General features: G+C 34.0%; 19 protein-coding genes. 15 read left to right on the forward strand and 4 right to left on the reverse strand.

Annotation, left to right across the window (positions count from 1 at the left end):
• Nucleotides 1-33: 33 nt before the first annotated feature.
• Together HGK31_RS00775 and HGK31_RS00780 are read right to left on the reverse strand one after the other, a co-directional pair.
• Nucleotides 34-2,478, reverse strand: coding sequence for a sodium-translocating pyrophosphatase (locus HGK31_RS00775; RefSeq protein WP_191858092.1), 2,445 nt, complete (start codon nt 2,476-2,478; stop codon nt 34-36).
• 119 nt (nt 2,479-2,597) lie between these two features.
• Nucleotides 2,598-3,125: an inorganic diphosphatase gene (locus tag HGK31_RS00780; RefSeq protein ID WP_191858093.1), complete on the reverse strand. Its 528-nt coding sequence runs from the start codon at nt 3,123-3,125 to the stop codon at nt 2,598-2,600.
• A gap of 112 nt (nt 3,126-3,237) precedes the next feature.
• Between HGK31_RS00780 and HGK31_RS00785 the strand changes: the two genes are divergently transcribed.
• From HGK31_RS00785 to HGK31_RS00810, 6 genes are all read left to right on the forward strand, one after another.
• On the forward strand, nt 3,238-3,960 hold the full coding sequence (locus HGK31_RS00785; RefSeq protein ID WP_191858094.1) for a hypothetical protein: 723 nt from the start codon (nt 3,238-3,240) through the stop codon (nt 3,958-3,960).
• 75 nt (nt 3,961-4,035) lie between these two features.
• Entirely contained in the window at nt 4,036-4,524 is a 489-nt protein-coding gene (locus HGK31_RS00790; RefSeq protein ID WP_191858095.1) for a hypothetical protein, read from the forward strand.
• A gap of 131 nt (nt 4,525-4,655) precedes the next feature.
• On the forward strand, nt 4,656-6,884 hold the full coding sequence (locus HGK31_RS00795) for a M1 family metallopeptidase (RefSeq protein WP_191858096.1): 2,229 nt from the start codon (nt 4,656-4,658) through the stop codon (nt 6,882-6,884).
• A gap of 72 nt (nt 6,885-6,956) precedes the next feature.
• Nucleotides 6,957-7,556: a (2Fe-2S)-binding protein gene (locus HGK31_RS00800; RefSeq protein ID WP_191858097.1), complete on the forward strand. Its 600-nt coding sequence runs from the start codon at nt 6,957-6,959 to the stop codon at nt 7,554-7,556.
• Entirely contained in the window at nt 7,553-8,542 is a 990-nt protein-coding gene (locus HGK31_RS00805) for an FAD binding domain-containing protein (protein ID WP_191858098.1), read from the forward strand. The genes HGK31_RS00800 and HGK31_RS00805 overlap by 4 nt, the downstream gene beginning before the upstream one ends.
• Before the next feature lie 2 nt (nt 8,543-8,544).
• Nucleotides 8,545-10,722, forward strand: coding sequence for a xanthine dehydrogenase family protein molybdopterin-binding subunit (locus HGK31_RS00810; protein ID WP_191858099.1), 2,178 nt, complete (start codon nt 8,545-8,547; stop codon nt 10,720-10,722).
• Between the two features lie 12 nt (nt 10,723-10,734).
• On the opposite strand, the gene HGK31_RS00815 is transcribed toward HGK31_RS00810, so the two are convergent.
• Complete coding sequence (locus HGK31_RS00815) at nt 10,735-13,236, reverse strand: DUF5686 and carboxypeptidase-like regulatory domain-containing protein (RefSeq protein WP_191858100.1); 2,502 nt, start codon at nt 13,234-13,236, stop codon at nt 10,735-10,737.
• A 64-nt stretch (nt 13,237-13,300) separates the two neighbouring features.
• Nucleotides 13,301-14,278 (reverse strand): pyruvate dehydrogenase complex E1 component subunit beta, encoded by a 978-nt coding sequence (locus HGK31_RS00820; RefSeq protein ID WP_191858101.1) that lies wholly within the window; start codon nt 14,276-14,278, stop codon nt 13,301-13,303.
• Between the two features lie 158 nt (nt 14,279-14,436).
• Here HGK31_RS00820 and HGK31_RS00825 point away from each other — a divergent pair, with 158 nt between their 5' ends.
• The 9 genes from HGK31_RS00825 to HGK31_RS00865 all read left to right on the forward strand — a co-directional run bounded on the left by HGK31_RS00825 (nt 14,437) and on the right by HGK31_RS00865 (nt 26,455).
• Entirely contained in the window at nt 14,437-15,183 is a 747-nt protein-coding gene (locus HGK31_RS00825) for an electron transfer flavoprotein subunit beta/FixA family protein (protein ID WP_191858102.1), read from the forward strand.
• Between the two features lie 22 nt (nt 15,184-15,205).
• The gene (locus HGK31_RS00830) at nt 15,206-16,165 is read left to right on the forward strand and encodes an electron transfer flavoprotein subunit alpha/FixB family protein (RefSeq protein WP_191858103.1); all 960 of its coding nucleotides are present in this window, start codon (nt 15,206-15,208) and stop codon (nt 16,163-16,165) included.
• Nucleotides 16,166-16,285: 120 nt separating this feature from the next.
• Entirely contained in the window at nt 16,286-16,900 is a 615-nt protein-coding gene (locus tag HGK31_RS00835) for a bifunctional nuclease family protein (RefSeq protein ID WP_104734709.1), read from the forward strand.
• Nucleotides 16,901-16,912: 12 nt separating this feature from the next.
• Nucleotides 16,913-18,631: a NupC/NupG family nucleoside CNT transporter gene (locus tag HGK31_RS00840; RefSeq protein WP_191858104.1), complete on the forward strand. Its 1,719-nt coding sequence runs from the start codon at nt 16,913-16,915 to the stop codon at nt 18,629-18,631.
• 92 nt (nt 18,632-18,723) lie between these two features.
• Nucleotides 18,724-19,548 (forward strand): thymidylate synthase, encoded by an 825-nt coding sequence (locus HGK31_RS00845; RefSeq protein ID WP_191858105.1) that lies wholly within the window; start codon nt 18,724-18,726, stop codon nt 19,546-19,548.
• A 157-nt stretch (nt 19,549-19,705) separates the two neighbouring features.
• Complete coding sequence (locus tag HGK31_RS00850) at nt 19,706-19,966, forward strand: energy transducer TonB (protein WP_191858106.1); 261 nt, start codon at nt 19,706-19,708, stop codon at nt 19,964-19,966.
• A 45-nt stretch (nt 19,967-20,011) separates the two neighbouring features.
• Nucleotides 20,012-21,145 carry an energy transducer TonB gene (locus HGK31_RS00855; protein ID WP_191858107.1) on the forward strand — a complete coding sequence of 378 codons (1,134 nt, stop codon included), beginning with the start codon at nt 20,012-20,014 and terminating at the stop codon, nt 21,143-21,145.
• Nucleotides 21,146-21,338: 193 nt separating this feature from the next.
• Nucleotides 21,339-23,480, forward strand: a complete 2,142-nt coding sequence (locus HGK31_RS00860) for a helix-turn-helix domain-containing protein (protein ID WP_191858108.1) — start codon at nt 21,339-21,341, stop codon at nt 23,478-23,480.
• Nucleotides 23,481-23,740: 260 nt separating this feature from the next.
• On the forward strand, nt 23,741-26,455 hold the full coding sequence (locus tag HGK31_RS00865) for a T9SS type A sorting domain-containing protein (protein ID WP_191858109.1): 2,715 nt from the start codon (nt 23,741-23,743) through the stop codon (nt 26,453-26,455).
• Nucleotides 26,456-26,523 lie beyond the last annotated feature (68 nt).

Genomic DNA, 26,523 nt, shown 5'->3' on the forward strand with positions numbered 1-26,523 from the left:
CGTGGTTTTTCAATTCAAATATTATCGCAATATCTATTCTTTAATAACTTCTTCCTCAATGGTCATGTCCGTTATTTTTTCTTTAAATTGAGTTGAAGAAGCTTTTAATTCTTCAATCTTTTCCTGTACTTCATTACGAGTACCAGTTATAATGCGCTCATCAATAATAGGTTTGTCATTTTCAAAAGTAGTTGTTTGCACTATAGCTTTCACAATGTCATCACCCACAATTTGCATATCTACAAACACTTTTTTTACAACTTCTTCTTTAACAACCTCATCATTTAAGGCGACCCCTTCCTCAATAGCATGCCCTCCTAAAATAGGTGCAATTACTAAACCAATTAAGCAAGTTAATTTAATTAATATATTCATTGATGGACCAGATGTATCTTTGAACGGATCTCCAACAGTGTCACCAGTTACAGCCGCCTTATGAGCGTCTGATCCTTTATATGTCATTTCACCATTAATTTCAACACCAGCTTCAAAAGACTTTTTAGCATTATCCCATGCACCTCCTGCATTGTTTTGGAAAATTGCCCATAACACACCAGAAACTGTAACACCAGCCATATAACCACCTAACATTTCCGCAATAGCAACATGACTCATTCCAAATAACATGGGCACAAAGGCAATTACTAATGGGAATCCAATAGTTAATAAACCTGGTAACATCATTTCTTTCAAAGATGCTTGTGTAGAAATCGCCACACATTTATCATATTCTGGCTTACCAGTTCCTTCCATAATTCCTGGAATATCTCTAAACTGACGACGTACTTCTTCTACCATTTCCATCGCAGCTTTACCTACAGCATTCATTGCTAAAGCAGAAAATACTACTGGTACCATACCACCAACAAATAACATGGCTAATACTGGTGCTTTAAAAATGTTAATACCATCTATACCAGTAAACGTTACATAAGCAGCAAATAATGCTAAGGATGTTAATGCTGCAGAAGCAATAGCAAATCCTTTACCAGTTGCAGCAGTTGTATTACCAACTGAATCTAAAATATCTGTACGTTCTCTTACGATTGGTTCTTGTTCGCTCATTTCGGCAATACCACCTGCATTATCAGAAATTGGTCCAAAAGCATCAATAGCTAACTGCATTGCAGTTGTAGCCATCATTGCAGAAGCTGCTAATGCTACACCATAAAATCCAGCAAATGCATAAGATGCCCAAATAGCTCCAGCAAATAATAATACTGAAGGGAATGTAGAAATCATACCTGTTGCTAAACCAGCAATAATGTTAGTTCCAGCTCCAGTAGATGATTGTTGTACAATATTTAATATTGGCTTTTTACCTAATCCCGTGTAGTATTCAGTAACTGAAGAAATAACTGCTCCAACAAATAAACCAACTAAAGTGGCATAAAATACACGCATTGAAGAAATCTCTTGCAAACCTTCTCCAAAGAAATTCATCTTCATAGTTTCAGGAAGCATATACATACATAATCCGAAACAAGATAATGCAACTAAAGCAATAGATGTCCAGTTACCAATGTTTAAAGCACCCATTACTTGAGCTTCTTTTGCATCGTTAGATTTAATTTTAACTAGCATCGTACCTATTATAGAGATAATGATTCCTGCACCTGCAATTGCCATTGGTAATAAGATTGGTCCAATACCTCCAAAGGCTTCACCAATGTTACCACCCATATCTTTAATTACATAGTTACCAAGAACCATTGCTGCTAATACTGTTGCAACATAAGATCCAAATAAATCAGCTCCCATACCTGCAACATCACCAACATTATCTCCCACGTTATCTGCAATAGTAGCAGGATTACGAGGATCATCTTCTGGAATTCCAGCCTCTACTTTTCCAACTAAATCAGCTCCAACATCAGCTGCTTTTGTGTAGATTCCTCCACCTACTCTTGCAAATAATGCAATAGATTCTGCTCCTAAAGAAAAGCCAGCTAAAGTTTCTAATACAATTGTCATATCCATTGTATTAGTCCAAGCCCCATCCATAAATACATGGAAAAAAATAATAAAGAAAACTGTTAAACCTAAAACGGCTAAACCTGCAACACCAAGTCCCATTACAGTTCCACCTCCAAAAGATATATTTAATGCTTTTGGTAAGCTGGTACGTGCAGCTTGCGTAGTTCTAACATTCGTTTTTGTGGCAATTTTCATCCCGATGTTTCCAGCAAAAGCAGAAAATATAGCTCCAAAAACAAAAGCTATTACAATTAGCCAATGCGTTGTTGGTACAATAAAAGACACAACAGCTAATAATGCTGCAACAATTACAACAAAAACTGTTAATAATTTATATTCTGCATTTAAAAATGCTAGGGCTCCTTCGTAGATATGATCTGAAATTTCTTTCATCTTTCCATCTCCAGCATCTTGTTTCATTACCCAAGATTTCTTTACAAGCATGTAAATTAATCCTAAAAGTGCCAAAGCTATTGGCATGTAAATCATCATTGATTCCATATTATTTAGTTTATATTTTTAATAATTAGCTGGGCAAAAGTAGTGAAATCGATTTTAATAGAAAAACCCTACTAAACAATACATTTAGTAGGGTTTTAAATTTATTATTTTACCTTAAACTATATAGTGAAATTACCTTTGGCTTTGTGTTCGCTAATTTCATAGCGTTCTACACATTTGTTGAATATATCATAGGCTTCTTGGGCATTTCCCCAACCACCTACATCTACTTTCTTTTTTTCTAAATCTTTATAGACTTGAAAAAAATGGGTAATTTCTTTTTTTCTATGCGGATTTAAATCTTCAATGTCATTATAACTGTTCCAAATAGGGTCACTAACTGGTACACAAACCAATTTTTCATCTGGTCCTTTTTCATCTGCCATATGAAAAACACCAATAGGCTTTACCTCCATAACGCACATAGGAAACGTAGGTTCTGTACCCATTACCAAAACATCTAAAGGATCGCCATCTAATGCTAAAGTTTCTGGAATAAATCCATAATCACCTGGATACATCATAGATGAAAACAACATACGATCAAATCGTATTTTATTTAATTCAAAATCGTATTCATATTTATTACGACTACCTTTTGGTATTTCAATCAGTACATCAAACGTAGTTTTACCCTTATTTGTCATTGTTAATTTTTTAGGACTGCAAAGGTACGGAAGTGTTTGCGTTTGGGCAATAATTAAATTGAAGTTTGTGTTTTTTTGATTAAATTCGAATAATTCATTTTTTTCAACCTAGATGAAAAACTTTTCCCTGTATTTTTTTATTGCTTTTGCGTTATTGAATTGCTCCTCTTCAAAAATAGACAAGAAGCTTTTAGGAAATTGGTATTATGTTTCTGGAAATCAAATAATTTCTGTATTTCAATTTCACAAAGACTCTTTGGTTATAAATGAACGAATCGGAAAAACGACACTTAAATGGTTTTCAAAAAACCAAAGGATTAACTCTGCCTATTTAAAGGAAAATGGGCCGCAATATGACTACTATTTGAATCCAAATAATGATACCTTATTTTTGAGACTACTAGGAAAAGTTAATTTAGAAGACATTACCTTAATAAGAGCCAAAAATAATTACGATTTATTTAAAAAAATAATTGGTTTAAATATTGAACTACCTGAAAGTGATATCAATTTAAATCCCATAAGCATTTCAGATCACAATTTTAATGTTTATGCAGGTTATAAGGATAATAATTTAATAGTTAAAACAGATTCAAACCCTAATTTGGATAAAATTATTGAAGAGGTCGGAAGATTTAGAAAAAATTCTCGTGATGAAGCAAAAAGATTTTTAAAATTCAACTTAATTGCAGATAAGAACATTCCTGCATCTCAAATGGATTCAATAATAAGCATTCTAGAAGAAACATCAATAAGCAAGGTTTATAGAACATACCAAAATAAAAACACAACTAACAAAGGTGGTTTATATTGGTTTTGTAAGCAGATAAAATAAAGTTTACTGTTTTTTTGGTTAAATTAGTTGAAAAAACAAACATGATTTAACTCACGTAGTTTAGATATACAAATAATGAAAGTACCTTCCAAAAAAGTTGAATTGTCTTCTACTTTCTCACCATCTGAAATAATGAAAATTCTTAAAAAAAATGTTCAGAAGAAAAGAAGCGTTAACGATTTTGCTAGTTCAACTCCCGTTTATAAGTATTTCGAAGGTGAGTTTTCATGGGGAAAATTCAAAATAAAAAGAGCCGTTAAACATGGCAACGCATTTATCCCTGAAATAATTGGAGAATTAAAAAAAAGTGATTCAGGCACTAAAATTCTTCTAGAATTCAAAATGAACAAATTGACTTTTGCCCTTTTTATTATTTGGTTTGCTATAAGTTTGTTTTATTTTTTATTGATACTTTTTACTAACGACATAAACTCATTACCATTAGTTGACCTTCTTTTATCTGTTGGATTTATTGGGTTTGGATTTATAATTATTTGTATAATATATCCTATAGAGTTAAAAAAAGACTTAATCCAGTTGAAAAAGATATCAAATATAGTTTAAGGGAAATTAACTCACCTATCTTAATTATTGTTATCTCGTCATTAACCTCATAAACTGTTAAAATAAAAATCCTCATGCCTATTTTTTATATCTTGTTGTTCCAATCAAAAAAAACAAACAAACCACACAGCATGAGGTATTTCATTTTCTTACTCGTTTTTAGTTTTAGTTTTTCTACCATACAATCGCAAACCCAACCTTGGCAAGGTAAGTTTGAGCCCATTGATAATATGATAGCACCTCCAAACAGTTATCGCACAGCTAGTGGTGCACCAGGAAAAGCCTATTGGCAACAACGTGCCGATTACAAAATAAAAGCGACGCTTGACGAAAAAAACAATACACTTACAGGTGAAGAAACTATTACATACCACAACAATTCACCCGATGACTTGAGTTATTTATGGATTCAGTTAGAACAGAATGTCAATAAAAAGGGCAATCCTGATTTTGGTGATGCTTTTGGTGGTGTTCGTGATAATATGACTACCAGACAAATGCAAAGCTTAACGCGTGCTATTGATTTTCCTGCTGGTTATACTATAAAATACATAAAAGACAGTTCAGGTAAAGACATGCAAGCCTTGGTAAATAATACCATGATGAAGGTCATGCTAAACGCACCCTTAAAATCTGGTGAATCTATGAGTCTTTCTTTAGCATGGTCCTACCCAATTACTGATAGAAGTATGTTCTTACTGTCTCGTGAAGGCTATGAATATTTCCCAGAAGATAACAACACAGTGTACTTAATTGCACACTGGTTCCCGAGAATGGCCGTTTACAATGACACTGAAGGATGGCAAAATCAACAATTTCAGAGATTAGGTGAATTTGCTTTAGAATTTGGTGATTATGATGTTGAAATTTCTGTTCCTGAAGATCATATTGTAGCTTCAACAGGACGACTTCAAAATAGTGAATCGGTTTTAACCAAAACACAAAGACAGCGTTTGGAACAAGCGGAAAAAACATTTGACAAACCCGTGATGATTGTTACTGTAGATGAAGCTAAAGCCAATGAAAAATCAAAAGCTTCTAAACTAAAAACTTGGAAATACACGGCTAAAAATGTTCGTGATTTTGCTTTTGCTTCGTCTCGTAAATTCATTTGGGATGCTCAAGCAGTTCAGTTAGAGACTAATAAGGTTATGGCTATGTCATTTTACCCAAAAGAAGGCTTGCCTGTTTGGAAAGATGAGTCAACAAAAGCGGTAAAAGCTGCATTAGAAGTGTATTCCGAAGCTACTTTTGAATATCCATATCCTGTAGCTATTTCGGTTAACACCTCGAACATTGGTATGGAATTCCCAATGATTAGCTTCAATGGTGGACGCCCTGATAAAAATGGGAACATTAGCGATCGTGCTAAACAAGGTATGATAGGCACCATTATTCACGAAGTTGGTCACAACTGGTTTCCCATGATAGTTAGTTCTGATGAGCGTAAGTGGATGTGGATGGACGAAGGACTGAACACCTTTTTACACCAACGAACTGTTGCCGAACGCTATCCAGAATTTCATAGTACCGAACCAAAAGATATTGTTCCGTTTATGCAAGGTGATAAGAATATTTTACGCCCAATTATGACAACTTCAGATAGTGAGCTACTTACTCAATTTGGTGCTAATTTTTATCAAAAACCAACCGTAGGATTACAAATGCTTCGTAACTCTATTATTGGTAAAGAACTGTTCGATCAGGCTTTTAAAGAATACGCCAATCGATGGAAATATAAGCACCCTAATCCAGGTGATTTATTTAGAACATTAGAAGATGCTACTGCTACAGATTTAGACTGGTTTTTCAGAGGATGGTTTTTTACAACGGATAATGTTGATATGGAGTTAACTGATGTGAAATGGTATAAGGTTTATGAAGAAGATATGAATATTGAAGACCAACAGAAAAAAGTGAAAATTGCTGCAACAGGTGAAGGCACAGAACAAAAAGCAAAAGATTTTTCCAGTGGACCAGATATGATTAAACTATCAGAAACACCAGACCAAGCTTATGGCGGATTTCTATCTCGTTTAGATGAAGATGAATTACGTAAACAAGTTTCAGGAAAAAATATTTACGAAGTAACTATCAAGAATGTAGGTGGATTAGTCATGCCTGTAAAGATTGAATGGGTTTATAAGGATGGTTCAAAAGAAACAGATGTACTACCAGCCGATATTTGGAGAAGAAACGAATATCAGGTTTCTAAAACATTTCTAAAGGACAAGGAAGTTGAAAAAGTGAATTTAGATCCAAACTTTGAATTTGCTGACACCAATATGGAAAATAATAGTTTCCCAAAAGTTGAGGAAACATCTCAATTTGATGAGTTTAAGAGCAAGAAATCAGATTAATTAGTTCTCAAATTGATTTAAAGATTAGTCTAAAGATTTTTCGTAACTTTAAAAAATTCATGTCATTTTTTAATGAGTCACTCTAAAAACGAAAATACTTTCAGCAGACGTTTTTTTATTAAAACCTCATCTGCTTTTACGGCTCTTGCACTTGTTCCGCATTCTATTAAAGCATTTTATAATGACATTAAGGAAACTTACTTTACTAAAAAAGTTGTACTTCCTATTTACCTAAAAATTAATGGTAAAGATTATAATTTGAACGCGGATAGTAGAACAACACTCTTGGATTTGTTACGAGAAAATCTAAATTTAACCGGAACCAAAAAAGGCTGTGATCATGGTCAATGTGGTGCTTGTACGGTTCACATTAATGGGCAACGTGCATTAAGTTGCTTATCATTAGCAGCCATGATGCAAGGAAAGGAAATAACAACGATTGAAGGTTTAGCCAATGGTGATAACCTTCATCCTATGCAAGAAGCCTTTTTAGAGCATGATGGCTACCAATGTGGCTATTGTACCCCTGGACAGATTATGTCAGCCGTGGCTTGTGTTAATGAAGGCCACACTAAATCTATTGAAGAAATTAAAGAGTACATGAGCGGTAACATTTGTAGATGTGGTGCTTATAACGGTATAACCAATGCCATAAAAAGTGTTGCCAAATGAAACCATTTGAATTTCATAGGGCTATAAATTCTGATGATGTATTTAAACATATCAGCACAACCAGTAAGTACATAGCAGGAGGCACCAATCTATTGGACTTAATGAAAAAACACATTCATGAACCTAATACTATTATTGATTTAAATTCAGCACTATCCAACACTATAGAACAAAAAAATGATGGTATCTTTTTAGGAGCCATGACAACCAATACAAAAGTTACCGAAAATACTATTGTAAATAAGAACTTTCCGTTAGTCTCTAAAGCTATTTTAGCTGGTGCTTCACCACAAATACGCAATATGGCTACTACGTCAGGTAATCTCTTGCAAAGGACAAGATGCCCTTATTTCTATGATACAAATATACCTTGCAATAAACGAAAATCCAACAGTGGTTGTGGCGCTTTAAATGGTCATCAACGCATGGCGGGAATTGTAGGCACATCTCAAAACTGTGTAGCTGTGCACCCATCAGATTTTTGTGTGGCATTAGCGGCACTTGATGCAGAAGTGTTTATCACAAAAACAGATAGCACAACTGAAAAAATACCTTTTAAAGATTTTCACAGGCTACCAGAAAACAATCCTGAAAAGGATAATAATCTTTCTGACAACGCCATAATAACAGGTGTTTTTATTCCCAACAACAATTTTGGCAACACTGTATCGTATGTGAAAATTAGAGAACGTGATTCTTATGCTTTTGCATTGGTTTCGGTTGCAGCTGCCCTTGAAATAAAAGATGATAAAATTAAAAAGGTGCGTCTGGCTTCAGGTGGTGTAGCTCATAAACCTTGGCGTTGGTTTGAAGCTGAAAAATTTCTAAAAAACAAAAAGGCTTCACGTGACAATTTTATTAAAGCTGCAGAGCTAATTGTATCAAAAACAAAACCATTACCAAACAACACATTTAAAGTTACTCTTTTAAAAGGTGCTGTTGAAACGGCTTTGATGCAATGTTTAACCAATACATCCAACGGCTAATTATGTTTGAAATATTAAAAAATAAGGGACGTATTGAAGGTATCGCTAAAGTAACAGGCAAAGCAAAATATTCAGCAGAATACGCATTACCAAATTTAGCGCATGGTGTTATAGTGGGAAGCACCATTCCTAGTGGCTTTATAACAAATATAAACATTGAAGAAGCTAAACAAGTTCCTGGTGTTATAGACGTTTTATCCTATTGGAACAAGCCGGAAGTATCAACGTTTGACAACCCAGAAAAGTCCAAAAAAATTCCTGCTTTTCATAAATATTTTCACACAACCAAAATTAATTACAGCGACCAACCTGTAGCATTGGTATTAGCTGATACTTTAGAAGATGCCTCCTATGCTGCTACACTCCTAAAAATTGATTATAAAACTGAAGATTTTAATGTGAATTTCCATGAATCTCTAAAGGATTTAGAATTAAAACCATTTAAAGCTGAAAGAGGGAATTTAGAAGCTTGGCAAAATGCGGATTATATTTCAGAAAATGAATATACTATCGCCATGGAAGTTCACAATCCTATGGAAATGCATGCTACCATTGCACATTGGACAGCAGAAAATAAACTTTCATTATATGATAAAAGTCAAGGTGTTAATGGCGTACAATGGAATCTAGGAAGATTTTTTGATTTACCAGAGGAGAATATAACTGTTAACAGCGAGTTTGTTGGTGGCGGATTCGGTTCTGGATTAATGACTTGGTTTAATACGGTTGCTGCTAGTTTAGGTGCTAAACTTATTGAGCGTCCAGTAAAAGTTGGTTTAACAAGACCACAAATGTTTACCATGGTTGGCTATAGACCTACCTCTTGGCAAAAAGTAAAAATTGGTGCCAATAAAGACGAAAAACTTTTAGGTGTGTTACACCACGCAGCACACAATCAATCAAAATACAATGTATATTCAAGAGATTTAAGTGGTATTACAAGTAAAGTATATGCGTTTGAAAATGTAAAACGATTTACAGGCTACAGTCCTCTTAATTTACCCATTCCAACTTGGATGCGTGGCCCAGGAGACTCCTCGGGAACATTTGCTGTAGAATCTGCCATTGATGAACTTTGTTATAAAATGAATGCAGATCCTGTTGATATTAGACTTAACAATATAGCACCTTATTCCATGGACTCTGGAAAACCATGGTCAACTCATTATTTAAATGAATGTTTAGAGCGTGGCGCTAAAGAAATAGGCTGGGATGACCGACCTAATCAGCCCAAACAACTTAAAGATGGAGATTGGTACACGGGCTACGGTGTTGGCGTAGGACTTTGGAACGCTAGTCGAAGAAATGCTGGAGCGTCTATTGAAATGAAACGAGATGGGAATATAATTGTTAGAACGGCTATGACTGATATTGGTACAGGAACGGGTCAAGCAATAGTAAATATGACTCATGAATTTCTTGGAATTCCTAGAGAAAAAATTTCTATTGAACTAGGCAATTCTATTCACCCAAAGTCTGTTACACAAGGTGGTAGTTGGGGCTTATCTTCCTTAAGTGGTGCTGTGGATGCTGCATCTACTGCATTAAAACGAAAATTAGCAGATTATGCTTGGGGTAAATCTGAAGTTACGAAGCTCGATGCTGTAATTTTATCTGATTCAGGTGTTGCTTTTATAAATGATCAAAAAAAATCTGTTTCATATCAGGACATTTTTCAAAAATACAATCTTAATGAAATATATGTAGAGGAGTATTCAAACGCAGGCGGTGAAGAAGAAAAATATGCGTTCTGTTCCTCTGCTGCTCATTTTTATAAAGTAAAAGTAAATGTTGTAACTGGTAAAGTTAAAATGGATCGCATGGTTATTGTGGTTGATGGTGGAAAAATTATTAACCCACAGGCAGCTGCTAATCAAATTATTGGTGCTGCGGTTGGTGGTGTAGGTATGGCCATGCGAGAAAAGCAAGAAGTAGATTTAGCTTCTGGACGTTTAATAGGTAGTGACTTCGCAGGTTATCATGTTACTGTTAATGCAGATGTTCCAATAATTGAGGTATCTTTTATTAATAAACCTGATTACAATAGAAATCCAGCTGGAGCAAAAGGTTTAGGCGAAGTTGGACTCCTCGGGTCAGCACCAGCGATCACCAATGCTATTTATAATGCAATTGGAAAACGTTTTACCAATTTACCTGTTACACCTGATATGATTGTATAGATTCACAATACATTAAAATACAAACCCAAAACTTCCTGTAATTCCAAAATCTCGAGCTCCAGGATTATCCAAGTAATTACCTCTAAAATTAAAGTCAATTCTAAAAACCTTGAAAATATTGCCAATACCAAAACTGTATTCGTAATATATTTCATCAGTTGGAGCTACCAACGGAATATTAGAAGGTGCACTTAAAGCTATATTTTCATCAGAAATTTGTCCCCAAACGCCTCTTATTCCAATTATTTCACGCCAATTTAGTTTACGCAGTAATGGTATTCTTGAAAATAACCTCCCGTTAAAATTGTGTTCTAAATGAAGAGACGCATAAGTGTCAGTTACAAATTCATAAAAATTTAATTGAGAAAAGGATTTATAAATCGAGAAATAGGATTGGTTACCAGGAACTACACTTAATAATCCCAAAGGCACTTCTCCAAATGTTTTACCTACCTCAATAGTAGAATACAATCTTCCAAATCCTCCTAAAATCCATGGTTGTATATATGAAAATTGCCATTTTGTATAGGTGAAATCACTTTTAAACAAATCATCCCTACCAACACTTAATTGTGCAAAGATTGAAGCATAGGTATCATTAGCATTACGCCGTTCTACTCCGTAACCAGACATTTTTCTGCCAGGAAAATAAGAAACTGCTAACGTACTTTCAAATTGTTTTACTTCAGATGAAATTCCAGTTGGCGACTCTGGGTCAATATAATCTAAACTGAATGTTGGTGATGCCGATGAAAGCGTTCTATAATCGCCACCTACACGGAACATCACATTCTTAATAGGCTCTATTTCAATAGCTAAAGCTGTTAAATTTATATTTGAAAGTTTATCATTTGGTGCTGTAGTAAAAACAGCATTAGATGCTAAACTACGCCCTAAAACGTCGGTTGAAGTGGTTAAACTAGCTCCAATTTGTTCTATATCACGTCTATGTCCTGCCGAAATGATGAGACGATTTCGTTTATTCAACAACCATTTAGCCGAAAAACCATATTTAAACTTGTCATCATTAAAACCATATGCAATAAATCCTTGTAAGCGCCATAAGTCGTTTGGCCCAAAGTAAGTCCTTCCTCCCGTTCTTAACCTAATGCCTTCAACATCATTATATCCAACAGTTGAAAAAATGGGTCCATAATCCAAATTCCAGGCATCAAATTCAATATATCCTGAAGCCAATATACTACCAACATTATAGAGGCGCTTGAATTTTTTGACTGTTTTTAGGGTATCTAGCATTTTATAAACCCCTTTCTCATCCTTACTCAAGGCTTCCATGCGATTAGCTTCCCAAAAGGCATCTTCGCGATTGTAGGCGTCTTTATCGTAGTCAAAAACTTCTTCTTTATAAAACTTTTCATCTTTGACCTCATCAAAAACATAGTTGTCATAAAGCGTCGTACGCTTTCCATAAACACCTCGAGACTTTTCCTTTTTATTAAACGTAAAATCGGACATAAAATAATCACGCTTTATCAAAAAAACCGAGTCATTAACAACATCAAACTCCTGTTCAATATAAATTTCCTTAACCCAGTTAATATTAGCACTTTTGGAGGCTTGTAAATTGATTTCCTTTATGGCATAAGTAGTATCATTCACCCAAAAATCACCTTTAAATGTCAGTTCATTCTTTCGCCTTGGATAATAAATGATGTTATAACACCATTTATCGCCAATGAAAGCACTATCTGCCAACACATAATTATAGGTGTTAATACCTGTTTTAGACAAAGGGCTAACAAAACTTTTATCAAAGAATTTTAGATAATTCTCATACACATCATATTGTGAATACAAGTCTTTAATGAAGTCTATGATAGCTTGGTTGTTACTAAAACCTGAATTTTTATTTCCCTTAAGCACTAGTTTTTCTTTATCCAAAATATTGTCTCCGTAAACCTTTGCTGCTTCTTCATTTATAAAAATGGGTAAATAGGTTTTTCCTGTTACTTTTGAAGTGTCTACCTGTTCAAAAACAAACTCCATACCCTTGAACAGGTTACTTTTTATAAGTGAACTATCAATAGTATTCAAATCGAATTCTACCTTTTCATATCTATCATAAGCATATTGATTAAATTGCCTAAGACCATTCTGACGTTTTCGTTCCCATATTTTCTGTAATATGGCTATTGCTGGATTTTCTTCAGCTTTTTTGGATTGTTTTCCTGAAACAATGACTACTTCATTTAAAGCTGAAGCTTCTTCTTCAATAACGAAACTTAAATCGTAATTAACTCTTTTAGTCAGTGGGAATTCAATGGTTTTATATCCTACAAATGATACGATAAGTGTATCCCAAGTTTCATCAGATTCTAAATAAAATCGTCCATTTTCATTGGTGATAGTTCCTTCTGAAGAGTTTTTAAAAATAATGTTGGCATATGCTACTGGCTCATTGCCTTCATCAATAACATGCCCACTAACTTTAGTTTGGGCAAAAACAGATGAGCATCCGATAAAGAGCAATGTAATAAGTAGATTAAACTTCATAATTATAAAAAAACTTCATCAACAATGTTGCCAATGAAGTTTATTTAACGTAAAAAACGCCATTTTATTTATACATAACCTTTTTGACTGCCTTTATAACATCGTTACTGTTTGGCAACCATTCTTCCAATAATACAGGAGAATATGGAGCAGGTGTATCTGCCGTATTTATCTTTACAATGGGCGCATCTAAATAATCAAAAGCTTTTGATTGCACCTGATAAGTAATTTCAGTAGCAACATTACCAAATGGCCAAGCTTCCTCAAGAATTACCAATCTATTAGTCTTTTTTACTGAATTTAGAATAGCATCATGATCCATTGGTCTTACCGTTCTTAAATCAATAATTTCACATGAAATACCTTCTTTTTCAAGTTCTTCAGCAGCTTTATAAGCTTCCTTTATAATTTTACCAAATGACACGATTGTAACATCAGTTCCTTCTCGTTTGATATCAGCTACACCAATAGGAATAACATATTCGCCTTCAGGAACTTCACCTTTATCACCATACATTTGCTCACTTTCCATAAAAATGACCGGATCATCATCACGAATAGCTGATTTTAATAAACCTTTTGCATCATAAGGATTAGACGGTACTATTACTTTTAAACCAGGCGTATTAGCAAACCAACTTTCAAAAGCTTGCGAATGTGTTGCTGCCAATTGACCTGCTGAAGCAGTAGGTCCTCTAAAAACAATTGGGCATTTGAACTGGCCACCTGACATCTGTCTTATTTTAGCAGCGTTATTAATTATTTGGTCTATTCCAACCAAGGCAAAATTAAACGTCATAAACTCGACGATTGGTCTGCATCCTGTCATTGTAGATCCTACGCCAATTCCTGCAAAACCTAATTCGGCAATAGGCGTATCAATTACGCGTTTGGGTCCAAATTCATCCAACATACCTTTACTAGCTTTGTATGCACCATTGTATTCAGCCACTTCCTCACCCATTAAATAAATGCTGTCATCTGCACGCATTTCTTCACTCATGGCTTCACAAACAGCTTCCCTAAATTGAATTGTCTTCATGTAATTACTTATTATGATGAGCAAAAATAGGAATAAATGAAAAACTTTACTTAATTGTTGTGATTAAAAATTTACTATGCGCGCATAGTAAAAATTCAGAATAAAATAAGTAACTTCGTAACCTCAAAAAATTATACGTTTTATTAAAAAATATCGATATGAAAATATTAGTATGTATTAGTCATGTTCCTGATACGACTTCCAAAATTAATTTTACAGAGAACGACACTAAATTTGACACTAACGGTGTTCAGTTTGTGATAAATCCTAACGATGAATTTGGACTAACCAGAGCCATGTGGTTTAAAGAAAAACAACAGGCAAATGTTACCGTTGTAAATGTTGGAGGTCCTGAAACTGAACCTACCCTTCGAAAAGCTTTAGCTATTGGAGCAGATAGCGCTATACGTGTTAACACAGCTGCAAAAGATGGTTTTCAAGTTGCAAAGGAACTAGCCAAAGTTGTTCAAGATGGTGGTTATGATTTAGTGATTGCTGGTCGTGAGTCAATCGATTATAATGGTGGTATGGTTCCAGGTATGTTAGCTGGTTTAACAAACGCTAACTTTGTAAATAATTGTATAAGCCTTGAAGTAGACGGTAACAATGCCAAAGCAATAAGAGAAATTGATGGTGGTAAAGAAACTGTCTCTACTGCTTTACCATTAGTTATTGGCGGACAAAAAGGTTTAGTAGAAGAAAGTGATTTGCGTATTCCAAACATGCGAGGTATCATGATGGCACGCCAAAAACCATTACAAGTTGTTGAGCCCGTTGATGCTCAAGCAGAAACTGATTCGGTAAAATTTGAAAAACCAGCTCCAAAAGGTGCAGTAAAGTTAGTTGATGCTGATAATGTTCAAGAACTTGTGGACTTACTACACAACGAAGCCAAAGTAATTTAATTAACGTTCAAAAAAGAAAAAAATGTCAGTTTTAGTTTATACAGAATCAGAAAGCGGGAAATTTAAAAAAACCGCATTAGAAGTGGCCTCATATGCCAAAGCAGTGGCCGACAAAATGGGAACATCTGTTACAGCAATTACTTTTAATGCTGATGACACTAGTGTTCTTGGAAATCATGGAGTTGATAAGGTTTTAAAAGTGACTAATTCACAATTAGAGTCTTTTAATGCCAATGCGTATGCAAGCGCTATTGCGCAAGCAGTAAGAAATGAAAATGCCAAAGTGGTTATTATAAGCTCAAGTGCAGACAGTAAATATCTGGCACCACTTTTAGCCGTTGATTTAGAAGCAGGATATGCTTCAAACGTGGTTGAAGCACCTTCAAACACGGCGCCTTTTACAGTTAAAAGAACAGCCTTTACCAATAAGGCATTTAACATGACAACTATAAATACAGATGTGAAATTAGTAGGTGTTTCAAAAAATGCTTTCAGAGTTGTGGATAACGCTGTTTCGGCAACAGCTGAAGATTTTTCACCAAGTATTCCAGAATTAGGTGTTTCTGTTGAATCTGTAGATAAGGTAACAGGCAAAGTAACTATTGCAGATGCTGAAATAGTTGTATCAGGTGGTCGCGGATTAAAAGGCCCAGAAAACTGGGGAATGATAGAAGAGCTTGCCGATGTTTTAGGCGCAGCTACTGCCTGTTCTAAACCAGTGAGTGATTTAGGCTGGAGACCACATAGTGAACACGTTGGGCAAACTGGAAAACCCGTAGCTTCAAACCTATACATTGCAGTTGGTATTTCAGGTGCCATTCAACATTTGGCGGGAATTAATGCTTCAAAAGTAAAAGTAGTTATCAATACAGATCCTGAAGCACCTTTCTTTAAAGCTGCAGATTACGGGATAGTTGGTGACGCTTTTGAAGTAGTTCCAAAGCTAATAGAGAATTTAAAAACGTTTAAGGCACAACAATAAATATATTTTTTTTAAATTGTATTTATAAAGGGCTGTTTAAATTAGTTTAAAGTACCAAAAACTGTGTGTAACGGTTTGGTAAAGTCCTAATTTAAACAGTTCTTTGCTTTTTAATAGCCTATGAGTTTAGTACGACTGAAAATAAAAGGTATTTCCTATAGCCAAACACAAAATGGTGCTTATGCCTTAATATTGAATGAAGTAGATAGTGACCGTAAATTACCTATAGTTATTGGAGCTTTTGAAGCCCAATCTATAGCCATTGCCCTTGAAAAGGAAATCAGGCCACCTAGACCACTAACCCACGATCTTTTTAAAAATTTTGCCGATCGTTTTGACATCGTCGTAAAACAAGTGATTATCCACAAATTGGTTGATGGTGTTTTCTATTCTAGTATCATTTGTGAGCGGGATAAAATTGAAGAAATCATTGATGCACGAACTAGTGATGCCATTGCGTTAGCTCTGCGTTTTCAGGCACCTATTTTTACGTATAAAAATATCCTTGACAAAGCAGGTATTTATCTCAAAATAAATCCGGAAACCGAAGACGAATCAGAAGAGGACAGCGTGCTAGTTGATGATTTAATCGCTGAAGAGCTTGAAACAGGATCAGTTCAGGAAAGCTATAAAAGCAAGTCTTTAGAAGAATTACATAATTTACTTGATGAAGCTGTAGCCAACGAAGATTACGAGAAAGCAGCAAAAATAAGAGACGAAATTTCAAAACGCTAAACAGCATTTAAAATGAAACAATTTTTATTAGCTATTACGGCTATTTTTTTTGGACTAACCACAATAAGTGCTCAAAGTATTGAAAAAAAATGGCAGTTTCAGGCTATAGAAAATGATACGGTTTCAAATCTTTTTGAATTATCAGAGTCAGATATTTTTGTTTTAGATAAAGGTAATTTTGAATATAATATTCAATCTCGAAATTTACAAGCTTTAGGAGATTACATGCACCAAAATAATCTTTTGGTATTTTACTACAATCAACCAAATGATACTATAAGAAGGTATAAAATATCTGAACTCACTGATTCCACTTTGGTTTTTAGTGAAAACAATACGCGTTATCGTTTTAAATCTCTACCAGAGTCACAAACAGCTGAAACAGTAATAGTTCCTTCAAGCACAAAAGATACTATTATACCTAGTCAAGGATTTTCAATGAATAGTCTTTGGCGAGGTGTTTTAGGGATGATTTCCTTGATTTTTATTGCTTTTTTATTCAGTAGTAATCGTCGTGCAGTGAACTGGAAAACAGTTGGTATTGGATTAGCGTTTCAACTCGTGATTGCTGTAGGTGTACTCAAAGTTCCTATCATTCAAAAAATATTTGAAACCATAGGGAAGCTTTTCATAAAAGTACTTGATTTCACTAGAGCTGGTAGTCAGTTTTTATTTGAAGGATTAGTGGTTGATATGGATACCTTTGGATTTATTTTCGCCTTTCAAGTACTACCAACCATATTATTCTTTTCAGCTTTAACATCTGTCTTATTCTATTTAGGTATCATTCAACGTGTGGTTAAGGCTTTTGGATGGTTGCTTTCTAAACTACTCAAAATTTCAGGTGCCGAAAGTTTAAGTGTTGCTGGAAACATCTTTTTAGGACAAACTGAAGCACCATTATTAATAAAAGCCTATTTAGAAAAAATGACTAAATCTGAAATGCTTTTAGTCATGATTGGTGGCATGGCAACAGTAGCTGGTGCCGTTTTAGCTGCGTACATTGGATTTTTAGGAGGAGATGATCCTGCTTTACGTTTAGTTTATGCAAAACACCTTTTGGCAGCTTCAGTCATGGCTGCACCAGGCGCCATTGTCATTTCAAAAATATTATACCCACAAACTGAAAAAATAAATACTGATGTTTCAGTAGAATCCGAAAAAATTGGGTCTAACTTTTTAGATGCCATTGCAAATGGTACCACTGAAGGTTTACGTTTAGCTGTTAATGTTGGCGCAATGTTATTGGTTTTTGTAGCCTTTATTGCTATGCTAAATTATGGATTCTTAAAAATAGGTAGTTTCTCTGGTCTTAACACGTGGATTGCTGCTAATACACCTTATCCAAATTTATCTTTAGAACTTATTTTGGGTTATATTTTTGCACCTCTTATGTGGCTTATTGGTGTAGCTAAAGAAGATATGATGATGATGGGACAATTGTTAGGCATCAAATTGGCTGCTAGTGAATTTGTTGGCTACATTCAATTAGCCGATTTAAAAAATGTGGCGAATGCAACCCATTTAAATTACAACAAATCGATTATTATGGCAACCTATATGCTATGTGGGTTTGCAAACTTTGCCTCTATTGGTATTCAAATTGGAGGTATCGGTTCTTTGGCTCCAGGGCAACGTAAAACATTATCTGAATTCGGAATAAAAGCACTAATTGGTGGAACCATAGCGTCATTAATTTCAGCTACAATAGCTGGAATGATAATTGGGTAAATTAGTTAATAACTTTTAATATAATTTTAGGGTTGAATCGCTTTGATTTGACCCTTTTTTCTATTTTTATTTTTCATAAAATTAAATTGAAGATGAAGCAATATCACGACCTTGTTAAGCATGTTTTAGAAAATGGTAATGAAAAGGCAGACCGCACAGGTACTGGAACAAAAAGTGTTTTTGGTTATCAAATGCGTTTTGATTTAAGTGAGGGATTCCCAATGGTAACTACCAAGAAATTACATCTAAAGTCGATAGTTTACGAACTACTTTGGTTTTTAAAAGGTGATACTAATATCAACTACTTAACAGAAAATGGTGTGCGTATTTGGAATGAATGGGCTGATGAAAATGGTGATTTAGGTCCTGTTTACGGTCATCAATGGCGCAACTGGAATAGTGATGATATTGATCAGATAAAAGATATTATTGAAACTTTAAAAACGAATCCTGATAGTCGTCGTATGTTGGTTTCGGCTTGGAACCCTTCGGTTCTTCCAGATACTTCAAAATCTTTTTCAGAAAATGTTGCCAATGGTAAAGCTGCATTACCACCTTGTCACGCTTTTTTTCAGTTTTATGTAGCTAATGGCAAATTATCATGTCAATTATACCAACGTAGTGCCGATATCTTTTTAGGTGTACCTTTTAACATTGCATCTTATGCCCTATTTACCATGATGATGGCGCAAGTTTGCGGTTATGAAGCTGGTGAATTTATCCACACGTTTGGTGATGCGCATATTTACAGTAATCATTACGAGCAATTAGAATTACAACTATCACGCGATATCAGACCGCTTCCAAAAATGATTTTAAATCCGGAAGTAAAAAATATTTTCGATTTTAATTTCGAAGATTTTACATTAGTTGACTATAATCCGCATCCACATATTAAAGGGGTTGTTGCTGTTTAGGATTATGACATGTAAAACCCTTACGTTTTTATTTTTTGTTTTATGTAAATCCTTATTTTCTCAAGAAATTTACAGTGATAAGCAATTTCCTGTATACAGAAGTTGTAATGAAACATTAAGTTATAATGCCCAAAAAGAGTGCACCACTCAAAAAATCATGGATTATATAAAAGTAAGTATCAATTATGAGCTTGCTGATAAATTATTCCCTCTTGATAAATCTACACAGTTTCATGTAAGTTTTACTATTAACAAAAAAGGAAAACTTGAAAACATTACCGCTAAAGCCCATAAACGTGAAATGGCAGCAGAAGCTATTCATGTTTTGAAACGCATGCCTAAACTTAAAAAGCCTGGTTATTTAAATGGCAAACCAATTGATACGGAAATGAGCTTTTTAATAACTATTCATTTTTAAACAATAATTATTTATACCATAAATTGTAAGACCAAAATTAATTACATGAAAAAGTTACTCTTACCAGTTCTATTTATTACCTCTTTCTTTAGTTTTTGTCAGAATCATTTAGTAGCTGAAAAACCTTTATTCAATGGAGTTTCTCAAGATTTTCCTGAAAAATATAAGCTTCAAGATTTAAAATTTAAAACTCAAGATTTTATTTCAAAAAACCTTGACCAAGCATTTATAAAAAAATTTTTACCAGTTGGAGATACTATTGAATTCAACATCCAGTACACTATAAACAAGGAAGGTCTTGTTAATCCAGAAGACATTTTTGTAAACACAGAAGTTGATTTTTTTAATTTAAAAATAAAATCTGTTTTAGTCAAACTTCCAAAATTTAAACCAGCAACAAGTATAGGTCCAAGTAAGAATATTAATTACACAATAAATTTTACACCAGAATTTTATGTCAATCAGCTACATAAATTAGTGCCAGTATACAGATATGACTTCCCAAATATTTCATTAGATATTTATGATGATGAAACAGAATTATTTGAATTAGCAAAAAGTTTGGGCTATGATGTTAAATCTAAAAATAAAATTACTAATGTTGTTCATTTTGAAACGGATGAAAATTTAAACGTAAAAAACATTCGCGTTTTTACAGAAAACAAACTTTTTTCAAAAAAAATATCTCCCTTTTTAACCAATTTAAATGAAAATGACAAAACACTTCATAGTCAGTTAAAGAAAAACACTAATTATGTGGTGTTTATTCATCTGTTTCTACGTTATAAAGAAGTTGAAATTGCTGAATTTCCAGTATTCCCCAAATGCGAAAAATATTCAAAAAATGACAAACGGAGTAAATGTTTTGAATCAAAATTAAGTTCATTCATTTATAAAAAATTTGATGACAGGGTATTAAGTAACATCCATTCATCTGGAGTTTTTCAAATAAGAGTGTTTTTTAAAATTGATACTACAGGTAGCATTAGCGAAGTAAAAGTTATAGCGCCTCACCCAAAACTTACCGACGAAACTAAACGAATCATGAATCTTTTACCTAAAATGATTAAACCTGGATATGATAAAGATGGCATTCCAATAAATGTTCCATTTTACATACCTATAAAGTTTGAAATTCAAAAAAATTCAACTCCAAAATTCAATCCATATAAAAATTAATTTAAACTATTAGTTTTAATAAATTAGGAATATCCAACTTAAAAATAAAACTTCGATTCATATTCTGAAAAAGAATTATTAAAAATATACAGCTACGTATTAAAGGTTTTGTCGCTGTTTTAGCATTGATTGCATTTTATTTATCGCAATATTTTGTTTATCTTGATTTTTCAATCAACCATCTTATTCGCAAATGTTTACAGATCAAATTCATGCAATTGTTCAAGATAACATTTCGAACGAAAAGTTTGGTGTAAGCGAACTCGCTTCTGCTTTAGGTTTAAGTAATTCTCAAACCCTTCGCAAAGTAAAAGCGGCCACAGGTAAATCTGTTAACCAATATATTAGAGAGCTTCGATTAGAAGAAGCTGCCAATTTAATTAAAACTACTGACGATACCATTGCCGAAATCTCATTTAAAGTAGGCTTCGGAAGTCCTTCCTATTTCAACAAAGCCTTTAGTAAGTATTTTAATGTCGCTCCAGGTGAATATAAAACACAACCCAATACTATTCTTTTTGAAGCTGAACAAACGGAAGATATAATTTCAACAGAGTCTACGTCTAACAACTATAAAAATTTAATACTATCAATCGCAGCAGCAATCCTTATTGTTGTTATTGGCTATGTCCTTATTAATCATTTAAATTCAAAAGATTATTCATTAACAAACTCTATTGCAGTATTACCTTTTAAAGATTTAAGCCCAGAAGACAACCAATGGTTTTGCGATGGCGTTTCAGATAATATTTTGCATTCTTTAGCACAAATGAATGATTTAACAGTCACTTCGTTTACCTCATCTTCTACATTTAGAGATTCAGATAAACAAATTCCTGAAATCGCAAAGGAGTTAGACGTGTCTTATATTTTAGAAGGCAGCGTTACCTTATATAACAATAAAGTTAAGATTATAGCCCAACTTATTGATGCTAATGACAATCACGTCTGGTCTAAAGAGTATAATGAAAATTTTGAGAATATTATTTCTGTGCAAAATAATGTTGCTCAAGAAGTGATGAAACAACTGAAATTTACTTTAAGCCCAAAAGAGGAAAAAATTTTAGAACATTATCCAACCAAAAACATGGAAGCTTATAGCCTACATTTAAAAGGACGTTCAGAAGATGAAGATATTCAAGTAAGAGATTTAGAGTTAAACATTAAAATGAATAAAAAAGCTGTTGCTTTAGATTCTAGTTTTTCTCAAGCTTATGCAGAAATTGCTAAATCTTATTTCCAATTATCGTATTATCGTCCAGATTCTGTTAATGTTTTTGATTGTAGGAATAAGTCTTCATACTATCTTAATAAAACACTTGAGTTGGATAGCGATAATGCTATAGCTTGGACAATTAAAAGTTTACTATCATTTCATGTAGATTGGAAGCAAGCCAAAGTGTATATTGATAAAGCTGTTACATTAAATCCCAATGAACCATTTGCATTAGACACAAGAGGTACTTATTATACATATGGACCAAATCGAGATTTAAAAAAAGCTTTAAAAGATTACAGGCGTGCCTTTAAATTAAATCCACTGTCCAGCATGGTTGCAATTCGTTTTTATACTAGCCTCCTTTCAAATGGTCATGTAAAAGAAGCTGCTGAATTATTAGAGAATATAAAATTTCTATACTATGAAGAACTCGTTTACCTTCTTAATAGAAAACTTACAGTAGCCAAAAATAAAAGCTATACTACTTTATTAGCTGAAAGCAAATCTAGAATTGAAGCGCATCCTGACAAGCCATTATATTACCTTATGTTAGCTGATGAATATGAAGGTATATGGCAAGATGATGAAAAATGTTTAGAGAATATGAAGAAAGCATATGAGTTAGATTCCAATTATATTATAGGATATTTAAATTTATTAATAAAAACAGAAAGGTATGAGGAAGCGAGTGTATTAATGAATTCTGATACATTCCAATCTAAATTTGAAAAAAAAATACGCTTAAATATGTTATGGTGGTATTATTACCGTCAAAAAAAATACACCAAAGCACTCGAGGTATTGGAAGACAGCTTATACGCAAATGAATATCTAAAACACACCTACACTTTTGCTCAAATGGGCAACCGAAAAAAGGTGGATAGCATGAACAAAAGATATCCTTGGGGTCGAACGGTATTATTTTGGCACGAAAATAAGGCCACTATTCATGCTGCACTAAAGGACAGAGACTCTATGTATTTTTATTTAGAAAATGTGTATGGTGATCAATCTATTCAGAATGTTAGTTGTCGCATCGAGTTTGATCCTTATAGACATGAAGAGCGCTTTAAAGCCTTTTTGCGCAAAAATTATTTACCTGTTCCTGGAGAATAGGTTGCTTTTGTTTTAACTACTCTAAACAATTTGTCTTTAAAAATGGAATAAGACTTCTTTAAGTCTTGAAATGACTTCATTTTTAACATAACCCTAATCCTATATTGACTTCTAAAAGGTCATAATGCTTAAAAATTTCATTGTTGTGCTGAATATAAACAAGAGAATGCTTGTTTTTTACAAGAAAAAAATTGGTAATAGCTGTACTTTGATAATAGAAAAAAGACAAAACGTCTCTTTAGCTATTAAAACCAATTATCATGAAAAAAAGATTACTATTAAGTGCTTTGATTCTAATCTTATTGTTTATTATCAATCCATTTGAACCTCAACATGAACCCTCAAACAAAATTGAACGCCAAGTTTTTGCTCCAACACAAAAAGGTGAAAAGAAAACTATGACCGAACGTGCAGCGTTTAGCCAAGCTCGACTCATGCACGAATACTATAGACAAGTAAATCCAATAACAGGTCAGATTTCCAAAAGTGATAAAAATCTTGAATTTGAACAAGCTAGAAATGCCACCCTAAATAACACAGATTATTTAGCAAGAAACTTAGAATCGAACTACATCAGCAGAGGACCAACTAATTTAGGTGGAAGAACGCGTAGTTTGGTAATTGACAGAAGTGACCCTTCAGACAACACCATGTTAGCAGGAGCCGTAAGTGGAGGTGTGTTTAGAACTACTAATGGTGGTGCGAGCTGGGAGAAAGTATCTCCAAATGACGAAATTCATAGTGTCACAACCATAGTACAGGATCCAAGAACTGGGTTTGAAAATGTGTGGTTCTATGGAACAGGTGAAAGCCGAGGTAATTCTGCAACTTTATCTGGCGTAGGCTTTAGAGGTCAAGGTATTTGGAAATCTATTGATGGTGGGATTTCGTGGATACAAATGTCATCTACAGCATCTCCTCAAGAAGTGTTTGATTCACCTTTTGATTACATAACGCGATTAGCAGTACATCCAATATCTGGCGATCTCTACGTTGCGATGCTTGATGAAATTGCAAGATTTGATGGTGCTAATTGGAATACAGAAATTGCAAACCCAATTCCTTTAGCTAATTGGCCAGCCATCCCAGATATCGTTATAACAACTAACGGTAGGGTTTATGCTGCATTACCAGGACAAAGCGACACAAGTGTAGCTGGTATATGGACATCTCCTAATGGTATAGGTAATTGGACACGAATTAACGATAGCTTTTTTACACCTGCTGGAAGGATAGTGTTAGCTTTAGCTCCATCCAACCAAAACAAATTGTACACCTTATATGAGAATGGAAATATTGGAAATTGTGGTCTTACACCAGTACAAGAAGCAGATTTATGGCTTTGGGACCAGAGTAGTCAAATCTATACAGATTACACCAATGTGTTACCAGCAAACGGTGAGTGCCTCTTAATTCAAGGTGGTTATAATTTATGTGTGAGTGTAAAGCCAGATGATGAAAACTTTGTAACAATTGGTGGGACAAGTGCTTATAAAAAAGAAGATATAACAGCCAATAGTTCTCGCTTTCAAAAAATTGGTGGTTATGGTAATTCAGATTTTGGATTCTATAATGAAGGAACTGGTGTAGTGCACCATCCAGATATTCAATATTTAACGTTTAGTACAACAAATCCAAACAAACTATTTTCAGCCACTGATGGAGGTGTACACAGAACAGATGATATTTCAGCAAATCCAGTAGGTTGGCAGAATTTAAATAACAATTATCAAACTTATCAGTTTTATCATGTAGGTATTGATCCTTTGAATGATTCGGATATGATTATTGGTGGTGCACAAGATAATGGGACCAATGTTGGTGGTACTGGCTTTGGTTTGCCAGATTTAACAACTCAATTACATGTCGCTGGAGGTGATGGTGTATCAGCTGTGCTTTCAAGAGATCAAGGCTGTTTTGGATTTGTCGGATATCAATTGGGACCAATTATACGAGGAACTTGTGATCTTTCATCTTCCGCAGAATTAACTCCACAAGGTTCAAGTAGTCAATTTGTTACCTATTTTTATTTAGATCCAGATAATAATAATGCCTTGTATTATGCAGGGTTAAATACCTTATATAAAACAACCGATGCCTCTAATGTTACACCATTCAATTGGGTAAATATGAGTGATACTTCAACAGCCTTTGGGCATACCGATAATTTCCAGACCTTTTCAGCTTCAAAAGGTACTTACGATTCATCTTCTAGCTACCTTTTAATGGGAGGAGACTCTGGTCATATTTACAGATTAGATGATCCTTGGAATAGTACAACCATTGCCGATGCTATAGATATTTCACCTTCTGATGCTACAATAGTATTTCCTTCTGTAGTTACAGGATTGGCTGTTCACCCTACAAATAATGATGTAGTGCTAGCCACCTATGCCAACTATGGGACAAATAGTATATTTATTACCACAAATGCTACGAGTAGCAGTCCTACTTGGACCTTAGTAGAACGTAACTTATCAGCACATTCTATTCGTTCGGCAGCAATCACAGAATTAGATGGTGAAACGCTATATTTTGTAGGAACAGCAAGAGGTCTTTACAGTTCTAGTGATCCAACAACTGAAGACTGGGTACGAGAAGCGCCTGACCAAATTGGCTATGCACTTGTAAGTTCCTTGTCATACAGACATTCAGACAACCATTTATTAATTGGAACGCATGGAAATGGCATGTATGAGGCGACATTATCGCCTTCTTTAAGCATTAATGAATTTGATGATATATCCGATAACATTTCTATTCATCCTAATCCTGTTGAATCCAATTTGAATATAAAGCTTCAAGAAAACACTAATTATCTATCATATAAAATAATTAATTTAATTGGCCAACAAATAACAAATTCTAGTCTTTATGAACCAGTTATTGATGTTTCCTACTTAAAGGCCGGTATCTATATTATTGAGATTTATGGAAATAATAAAAAAGGAATAAAACGATTTATAAAGAAGTGAGTATTAATTTTATCAAAAAAGTGCTTTCATTTTATAGAAAGCACTTTTTTTGTTTGTTTAATAGCTAT

It is taken from the genome of Hanstruepera ponticola (genome assembly GCF_012931685.1).
GTDB classification, from domain to species: domain Bacteria; phylum Bacteroidota; class Bacteroidia; order Flavobacteriales; family Flavobacteriaceae; genus Hanstruepera; species Hanstruepera ponticola.

Coding starts and splice junctions, on each gene's coding strand:
- HGK31_RS00775 (WP_191858092.1), bottom strand. CDS start 2,478: ATGGAATCAATGATGATTTACATGCCAATAGCTTTGGCACTTTTAGGA.
- HGK31_RS00780 (WP_191858093.1), bottom strand. CDS start 3,125: ATGACAAATAAGGGTAAAACTACGTTTGATGTACTGATTGAAATACCA.
- HGK31_RS00785 (WP_191858094.1), top strand. CDS start 3,238: ATGAAAAACTTTTCCCTGTATTTTTTTATTGCTTTTGCGTTATTGAAT.
- HGK31_RS00790 (WP_191858095.1), top strand. CDS start 4,036: ATGAAAGTACCTTCCAAAAAAGTTGAATTGTCTTCTACTTTCTCACCA.
- HGK31_RS00795 (WP_191858096.1), top strand. CDS start 4,656: ATGAGGTATTTCATTTTCTTACTCGTTTTTAGTTTTAGTTTTTCTACC.
- HGK31_RS00800 (WP_191858097.1), top strand. CDS start 6,957: ATGAGTCACTCTAAAAACGAAAATACTTTCAGCAGACGTTTTTTTATT.
- HGK31_RS00805 (WP_191858098.1), top strand. CDS start 7,553: ATGAAACCATTTGAATTTCATAGGGCTATAAATTCTGATGATGTATTT.
- HGK31_RS00810 (WP_191858099.1), top strand. CDS start 8,545: ATGTTTGAAATATTAAAAAATAAGGGACGTATTGAAGGTATCGCTAAA.
- HGK31_RS00815 (WP_191858100.1), bottom strand. CDS start 13,236: ATGAAGTTTAATCTACTTATTACATTGCTCTTTATCGGATGCTCATCT.
- HGK31_RS00820 (WP_191858101.1), bottom strand. CDS start 14,278: ATGAAGACAATTCAATTTAGGGAAGCTGTTTGTGAAGCCATGAGTGAA.
- HGK31_RS00825 (WP_191858102.1), top strand. CDS start 14,437: ATGAAAATATTAGTATGTATTAGTCATGTTCCTGATACGACTTCCAAA.
- HGK31_RS00830 (WP_191858103.1), top strand. CDS start 15,206: ATGTCAGTTTTAGTTTATACAGAATCAGAAAGCGGGAAATTTAAAAAA.
- HGK31_RS00835 (WP_104734709.1), top strand. CDS start 16,286: ATGAGTTTAGTACGACTGAAAATAAAAGGTATTTCCTATAGCCAAACA.
- HGK31_RS00840 (WP_191858104.1), top strand. CDS start 16,913: ATGAAACAATTTTTATTAGCTATTACGGCTATTTTTTTTGGACTAACC.
- HGK31_RS00845 (WP_191858105.1), top strand. CDS start 18,724: ATGAAGCAATATCACGACCTTGTTAAGCATGTTTTAGAAAATGGTAAT.
- HGK31_RS00850 (WP_191858106.1), top strand. CDS start 19,706: ATGGATTATATAAAAGTAAGTATCAATTATGAGCTTGCTGATAAATTA.
- HGK31_RS00855 (WP_191858107.1), top strand. CDS start 20,012: ATGAAAAAGTTACTCTTACCAGTTCTATTTATTACCTCTTTCTTTAGT.
- HGK31_RS00860 (WP_191858108.1), top strand. CDS start 21,339: ATGTTTACAGATCAAATTCATGCAATTGTTCAAGATAACATTTCGAAC.
- HGK31_RS00865 (WP_191858109.1), top strand. CDS start 23,741: ATGAAAAAAAGATTACTATTAAGTGCTTTGATTCTAATCTTATTGTTT.